This window comes from Sulfitobacter sp. CW3 (genome assembly GCF_019392245.1).
Classification (GTDB): domain Bacteria; phylum Pseudomonadota; class Alphaproteobacteria; order Rhodobacterales; family Rhodobacteraceae; genus Sulfitobacter.
The window spans coordinates 1-240 of sequence record NZ_JAHXRL010000529.1; the positions used below are offsets into that span (position 1 = coordinate 1).

The 240-nt window shown below is 75.4% G+C and carries 1 protein-coding gene; it reads left to right on the forward strand.

Annotated features, from left to right (window positions below; genetic code table 11):
* Positions 1-52: 52 nt before the first annotated feature.
* On the forward strand, positions 53-240 hold a 188-nt coding region (locus KZZ06_RS23995; protein ID WP_368858727.1), incomplete at its 3' end, for an FAD:protein FMN transferase.

A 240-nucleotide genomic window follows, 5' to 3' on the forward strand; every position in this document is an offset into this window, starting at 1 on the left:
GCGCCTGCACGCCCTGGGCCTGCGCAACGCCCTGGTAGAAATCGGCGGCGAACTGCGCGGCAGCGGCCAGCGCCCCGACGGCCAGCCCTGGCGCGTGGCCATCGCCCCTGTACCTGCTGCGGTCGGCCCGGCCCCCGATGCCCCGCCCTGCGCCATCGCCCTGCGCGACTGCGCCATCGCCACCTCGGGCAGCCTCTACCACCGCCACCAGTGGCAGGGGCGCAGCTATTCGCACACCCT